At 43.1% G+C, this 7009-nt stretch carries 6 protein-coding genes and 1 tRNA gene; 2 read left to right on the top strand and 5 right to left on the bottom strand.

The window, feature by feature from the left end; genetic code table 11:
- Positions 1-43: 43 nt before the first annotated feature.
- The 3 genes from WBM49_RS00745 to WBM49_RS00735 form a co-directional block, all read right to left on the bottom strand.
- A tRNA-Arg gene (locus tag WBM49_RS00745) sits at positions 44-115 on the bottom strand.
- Between the two features lie 119 nt (positions 116-234).
- Positions 235-417, bottom strand: a complete 183-nt coding sequence (locus WBM49_RS00740) for a GIY-YIG nuclease family protein (RefSeq protein ID WP_424370145.1) — start codon at positions 415-417, stop codon at positions 235-237.
- A 116-nt stretch (positions 418-533) separates the two neighbouring features.
- Entirely contained in the window at positions 534-1127 is a 594-nt protein-coding gene (locus tag WBM49_RS00735) for a DUF3575 domain-containing protein (RefSeq protein WP_424370144.1), read from the bottom strand.
- A 174-nt stretch (positions 1128-1301) separates the two neighbouring features.
- Here WBM49_RS00735 and WBM49_RS00730 point away from each other — a divergent pair, with 174 nt between their 5' ends.
- The gene (locus WBM49_RS00730) at positions 1302-4568 is read left to right on the top strand and encodes a WD40/YVTN/BNR-like repeat-containing protein (protein WP_424370143.1); all 3267 of its coding nucleotides are present in this window, start codon (positions 1302-1304) and stop codon (positions 4566-4568) included.
- 454 nt (positions 4569-5022) lie between these two features.
- Positions 5023-6123: a CNNM domain-containing protein gene (locus WBM49_RS00725; RefSeq protein ID WP_424370142.1), complete on the top strand. Its 1101-nt coding sequence runs from the start codon at positions 5023-5025 to the stop codon at positions 6121-6123.
- Between the two features lie 105 nt (positions 6124-6228).
- Here WBM49_RS00725 and WBM49_RS00720 read toward each other — a convergent pair whose 3' ends face one another.
- Both WBM49_RS00720 and WBM49_RS00715 read right to left on the bottom strand, forming a co-directional pair.
- A complete protein-coding gene (locus WBM49_RS00720) occupies positions 6229-6576 on the bottom strand; it encodes a hypothetical protein (RefSeq protein WP_424370141.1) in 348 nt (115 codons plus the stop codon).
- An 82-nt stretch (positions 6577-6658) separates the two neighbouring features.
- Positions 6659-7009 (bottom strand): PfkB family carbohydrate kinase (locus WBM49_RS00715; RefSeq protein ID WP_424370140.1); only part of this gene is annotated, 351 nt, incomplete at its 5' end.

The raw sequence follows: 7009 nt of genomic DNA, 5'->3' as shown, positions 1-7009 counted from the left end.
AAATAAGGCCTTCGCTTACGCAAAGGCCTTTTGTGCTTATCTGTAGCCTCACCAGGAATCGAACCTGGATCTAAAGTTTAGGAAACTTCTATTCTATCCGTTGAACTATGAGGCCTAAATGGGGATGTAAATTTATGAATACTTTTTGATAAGCTTTTGAGCAATCTCAGGATATTTTTTTAAGTCCTTAATGTACTTTTTACTTTTCATCTTCTTAAGATGATTCTCAATTTTTCATGCCAACATTGAGCTACCAACTTCTAGAACAAAAAAATACTCCCACGGGATTTTCCTTCTAGTAATCCCAACATTTAACTCAGGTGTATTGTGGCAATGCAGCCTTTCTTCCAAACTCGATGTCCTACCTATGTAAAAACTTTGATCTAGTTTTGACTGGATAACATAAACATAATACATGAAATATTGATCTTATCAGGAAACTTCCCCCGATAGCTATCGGGGCTATCCGTTGAACTATGAGGCCTAAATGGGGCGCAAATTTATGACTACTTTTTCAAAAGATTTTTAATAATTCACAGTAGTCTATAGACGAGCATTAGTCCGCCGCGATATGGGATCCACTCTCCGCTTTTATTAAAGTTTCGGTCCTCGTCTAACGGAATGTCTACACGCATCCTTGTTTCCTGACTGTAGGCCCTGTAGGTGGCCTGTGATGTTCCTCCACCCAAGAACAGTTCTAATCCAAAACGGTCGGAAATCATTTTTTTATACCCAATACTGGCCCCTATATAATAATTACGCCCGGATTGATATACATCTTCATCATAGCCGTATTTGGTAAGATTAAACATCCCAAAGCCTACATTCCCTCCAAAAAAGAAGCCTTCTATTCCATCCTTTCCATAATACCGAACCTCCCCAAAGGCCTGGGTAAACTGCAGAGGTTTGCCATCAAAGGAATCCCAGAACGAGCCCGAAACATCGAGTTGGAAACTAAATCGGTTGGAGATGGGTACCTCTATACCCACATTGGGAATAAGGATAAGAGCCGAGGCCGCGTTGAATTTAAGTTCTGTTTGTCCCCTCAGGGATTGGTTTCCGATCCATAAAAACATTACAACTGCCATTAAGATACTTACTGTTCCGGTTTTCATCTTGTGTTCCATTTCTCGAACTTTAAATGTATTGAATTTGCCTTAAAACTAGACACATTATCGATATATTGAGTGCTATTGGGCATATGTTGCCCCAAGTATAAATCGGACTTTAATGCAGCCTTTATGTTTTAAAGAAAAGTCGTATTTTGTACAACTTGTTAAACTAACTCAAACACTACTTCCATGAAAAAAGGACTCCTCTTTAGCCTTCTATTTTTATTTGTCTGCTCCGCAGCTTTCGCACAACGCAATAGGGCCTCATCAAACGAATCAGAAACCAAAGAAGATAAACTATCCCTGGCCGGACTACAATTACGAAATGTAGGACCTGCCTTTCTCTCGGGACGGATAGCAGATATCGCAATACACCCCGATGATCCAAGCGTTTGGTACGTAGCCGTAGGCTCCGGAGGTGTTTGGAAAACAGAAAATTCTGGCACTACCTGGACACCCTTATTCGACAAGGAGGTCTCCTATTCTATAGGCTGCCTTACCATAGATCCCAATAATCCGTCTACCATCTGGGTAGGAACCGGTGAAAATGTAGGGGGCAGGCACGTGGGCTACGGCGATGGGGTTTACCGAAGTAAAGATGGCGGGAATAGCTGGGAAAACATGGGATTGAAATCCTCAGAGCACATCTCCGAAATTATCGTGCATCCTTCCAATCCGGATGTAATCTGGGTAGCCTCACAGGGACCGCTCTGGAGTAAAGGGGGAGAACGCGGTTTGTATAAATCCTCGGATGGCGGAAAAAGCTGGAAAAATGTATTAAAAGGAAATGAATGGACCGGTGTTACCGATATCATGATGGATCCCAGAAACCCGGACAGGCTGTATGCCGCTACATGGCAACGGCACCGGACTGTGGCTGCCCTAATGGGAGGTGGACCAGATTCTGGCCTACACCGCTCCGAAGATGGAGGCGAGACCTGGGAAAAACTAACTTCCGGTTTACCGAAATCTAATCTTGGTAAAATAGGGATCGCTATTTCACCTCAACAACCAGATGTGCTGTATGCAGCCATTGAACTAGACAGAACTAAAGGAGCGGTGTACCGTTCTGAAGACAGAGGCTCTTCCTGGAAAAAAATGTCTAATACCGTTTCCGGGGGAACCGGACCACATTATTATCAGGAATTGTATGCCAGTCCACATGCGTTCGACCGTTTATATTTAATGAATGTTAGGATTCTGACCTCTAACGATGGAGGTAAAACTTTCGAAGAATTACAAGAGGAAGACAAGCATTCGGACAACCATGCCATTGCATTCCGTGCAGATGACCCGGATTATTTATTGGTAGGAACCGATGCCGGTATTTACGAAAGCTTTGATCTTGCTCAAACTTGGCGCTATATCAAGAATTTACCGCTTACCCAATTCTATAAGGTAGCCGTAAATAACCAAAAACCTTTTTACCACATATTTGGAGGTACCCAGGACAACGGCTCTGCCGGTGGCCCCTCGCGTACGGATGAGCAGCAGGGAATACGAAACGCTCACTGGTACAAAACACTGGGCGCAGACGGGCACCAGTCTGCTACAGATCCTGAGTACAACCATATCATTTATGCCGAGACACAGCAAGGTGGCTTGCACAGGGTGGATCTGAATACCGGAGACAGAGTGTTTATTCAACCGCAGCCACGAGCAGGGGAGCCCTTTGAACGCTTTAACTGGGATGCCCCTATTTTAGTAAGCCCGCATAAAGCATCCCGACTCTATTTTGCCTCTTACCGGGTGTGGAAATCTGAAGACCGTGGCAATAGCTGGACACCCATTTCGGGCGATCTTACACGCAACGAAGAGCGGATCACACTCCCCATAATGGGCAAACAACAAAGCTGGGATAATCCATGGGACGTAGGGGCCATGTCTAACTACAACACCATTACCTCCCTCTCAGAATCGCCTGTAACCCCCGGCGTTTTATACGCAGGTACAGACGATGGGTATATTCAGGTGAGTTCGGATGACGGGGCAAACTGGCGCAGAATGGCCGTTTCCGGGATGGGGCTACCTGCCCGCTCGTTTGTCAATGACATTAAAGCCGACCTATTTGATGAGAATACGGTCTATGTGTCTTTGGACAATCATAAAGAAGGAGATTTTTCCACCTATGTATTTAAAAGTTCCGACAAAGGGGCCAGCTGGCGTTCTATAAAGGGAGATCTTCCTGCAAATACCATTATATGGCGCTTGGTGCAAGATCATGTTAATAAGAACTTGTTATTTCTTGCTACCGAAAAAGGCATCTTTACCTCCATGAATGGAGGCGTTAACTGGCATAAGGTGCCGGGAGCGCCTACCATCTCCTTCCGTGATGTAACGATCCAGAAAGAGAAAAACGATCTTGTGGGTGCTTCTTTTGGCCGTGGCTTTTTTGTGCTGGATGACTACAGTGCGTTGCGCGAGATGACAGAAACCACCCTTGCAAAAGAAGGTGCTTTGTATTCTACAAGAACCGCAGATTGGTATGTGCCAAAGAATGTGGTAGGGAACACCGGAGCCGACTACTATTTTGCCAAGAATCCTGATTTTGGTGCCTGGTTCACCTATTCCATGGCTGAAGGATTTACGACCATATCGAAGGCGCGAAAAGACAAGGAAAAAGACCTTGAAAAACGTAATGTATCCATTCCCTTTCCGGGATGGGATGCCCTTGAGGAAGAGCGCAGAGAGGAAGATCCGAAGATCTGGATCACCATCAGAGATGCGAATAACAACGTGATTAGAAATGTGGAAGGGACCAGTAAAAAAGGTCTGAACAGAGTGGCATGGGACCTAAGGCATCCAAGTACCAGGGCTATTAGACCTGGTCAATCTGGAGGTGGAGGTAATTCCTGGTGGAATTCAGGACCTATGGCTATGCCCGGGAACTACACGGCAACTTTATCCAAAGAAGTAAATGGAGTAGTTACCCAATTAGACGGTCCTGTACCCTTTAAGGTTGCTCCTTTGTTTGAAAGCACTTTAAAAGGAGTTTCGTATGATGAGTACAACACTTATATAGATGCCTATAATGAGGTTTCTATGCAAGAAAGTAAAATTTCGGATGTCTTAAATAGCAGCATGGACAAGGTAAAGGCCATGCAAGTTGCATTAAGCAGGACTCCTGCTGCGCCAGGAAATATGGCAACCAAACTCCATGAACTTAAACAGCAGTTATTCGCTTTTGAAGAAAAACTCGAAGGGAATAAGTCGCGCGATGAGATCGGAGAACGCAATCCGCCCTCCGCTGGGGACCACTTAAATGTGGCAAGACGCGGCATGGCTACAACCTACGGTCCAACACCCTTACACATGCAGAATCTGGAGATAGCCAAAACCATGATGGCTTCCTTGTACACAGAGATCAGTTCCATAGGAAATACGACCATCCCACAGCTTGAAAAAGAATTAAAAGCTATGGGAGCTCCATATATTCTGGGGCAGGGAATCGATTAAGTAACGTATTATAATTGAAAAAGAGCTGCCATTGGCAGCTCTTTTATTTTTAGGAACATAAAATAGAATTAAAGATTCGCTATCTAAAAGATAGACCCCAGATGATAGTGAGACATCCAGGCTATCCATGCAATTCCAACACAAATTAGAAAACGTGCGAATTCTATAAAATTAAATTTGATATTCATTCATCATATTTTTAAAGATCTAGTGCAAAATAGAACTAGGGTTCTTCTAACGTTTGGCAATTAGATAAAGGTCTTTTTTACTGGTTAAAACCTATAGCATAAAGCGGATGATGGGAATTATCCTTGTTTTCATCGAAAGGCCATGGATCATTTAGAAGAGGTAAAAGTCACTTTTCAAACGACAAACAGTCTTGCTCCATGATACCACAAACAGCATATCATGAACATTTTCAATTTATTGTATCTTGGTGCCAGATAAAAACTACATGGGTTTACTACTTTTCTACGCATTCTTGGCTATCTTTTTCTCCTTCCTGTGCTCCATTCTGGAGGCAGTTCTTTTGAGTATTACCCCCACTTTTATCAACCTGAAAAAAAAGGCAAAGAAAAGTTTTGCCCTGGCTTTGGAAACACTTAAGAACGATATTGATAAACCCCTTATCGCCATCCTAACCTTAAATACCATTGCCCACACCGTTGGGGCCATACTGGTTGGAGTGCAGGCTAAAGTAGCTTATTCAGAACTTTACGGACAGCAAACACGTACGTTATTTGGAATACAATTTACCGAAGACCTTATGGTAGGTTTAGTCTCTACCCTCATGACTATTTTGGTTCTTGTGGCATCGGAAATAATCCCCAAAACCATAGGTGCTAATTACTGGAAAGAACTCGCCAGCATTTCTACCCAAACCCTTCGGGGAATGGTTTGGATCATGCAGGTTACAGGATTGATGTGGACTTTACAACTCTTTACGCGACTTATTGGCAAAGAGCACCACGGAAGTGTACTGAGCAGGGAGGATTTTACTGTGATGGCCGACATGGCAGAAGAAGAAGGTGTCTTTGAAAAATCTGAATCCAAGGTGATTAAAAACCTGCTCCAGTTCGACGAGATCATGGCAAAAGATATTATGACGCCAAGGGCCGTGATGAAGATTGCTCCGGAGAATCAGTCCATTAAATCGTTCTTTAAGGAAAATCCAAAATTGCGCTTTTCTCGAATCCCTGTTCATGGTGAAACCGTAGATAGCATTACCGGATTTGTACTTAAGGACAATGTGCTGGAGGAACTTATTACAGAAAATGGAGATTCAGTGTTGGGAGATATTAAAAGAGACATCCTGGTCACTAAACGGGATACTCCTATCCCCCAATTATTCGAAAATTTTATCCGCAAAAGAGAACATGTTGCCCTGGTAGTGGATGAATACGGATCGGTCAGTGGCCTGGTATCTATGGAGGATGTCATTGAGACCCTGCTTGGCCTGGAAATCATGGATGAGAGCGACAATGTAGAGGACCTGCAGGTATTAGCCCGAAAAAATTGGGAAGAACGGGCCAAGAAAACCGGAATCATTGAGTAATGTACTATTTGTAACAAAAAAAAGAGTTGTACGTGTACAACTCTTTTTTTTTCGTGTCGGCATCCTATTAATCAGAGATTAACAAAACCGTCTTTACGTATTTTCTCAGAAATCGGCATCAATATTCCCTTCTCCAATAGGTTCTCTTCCTGTTCGTACAAAACCTGTTTTTAAATTTTCAGAATAACTGAAATAAATCGGCTTTTCATGTCGCAAGAGGTCAATAATATTAGGATACATGCTTAAAGGATATCGCAAGTACACCAATTTATTCCTTTTATCGTAATGATTTTCGGGCAAGGCCTTACCATCAGGATAGAAGTTTAGCTGCACCACAAAATCATCGTCGTGATAACATTTAACAAGGGCACGTGGGTATACTTTATTTTGCTCTGCCCCTCCTGATTGAAAGTGAACCCAATAGTGGTTTATTTCGCTGGTTATTAACTTCATTTTATATAGGTTTTAAATTAGTTGATTAAGATAACAAGTTAAACTTTATTTCCCAAGTTATAAATAGATTTAAAAAAGGAGCTTATGGAATCTGATTGCTAAGTATCCATTGATAGAGCGTATCTACATTTTCCTTTTTACAAAGTTGGGTACCGGGATTCATAGTGGCTGCCGTTCCACAGGCCACCCCGTAACGCGCCATTTCGGTCATGCTTTTACCCTGAGCCATGCTAAGCACCATTCCGCCAACCATGCTATCGCCCGCTCCAATAGTACTGCGCTGGTGAACAACAGGTGCCGGGATATGTTCTGTGTGGTCCCTGGTAACCAGCAATGCCCCTTTTGGGCCCATGCTTATTACCAGAACTTCACAGCTATTGTTCTTCAAATATGTTTTTGCTAAATCTTCTATATTCATGGCAGAGACATAACT

The sequence above is a fragment of the Muriicola sp. genome, from assembly GCF_049669965.1.
Classification (GTDB): Bacteria; Bacteroidota; Bacteroidia; order Flavobacteriales; family Flavobacteriaceae; genus Muriicola.
Note: the sequence above shows the minus strand (reverse complement) of the source record. Positions and strands in the feature narration are given on the sequence as shown.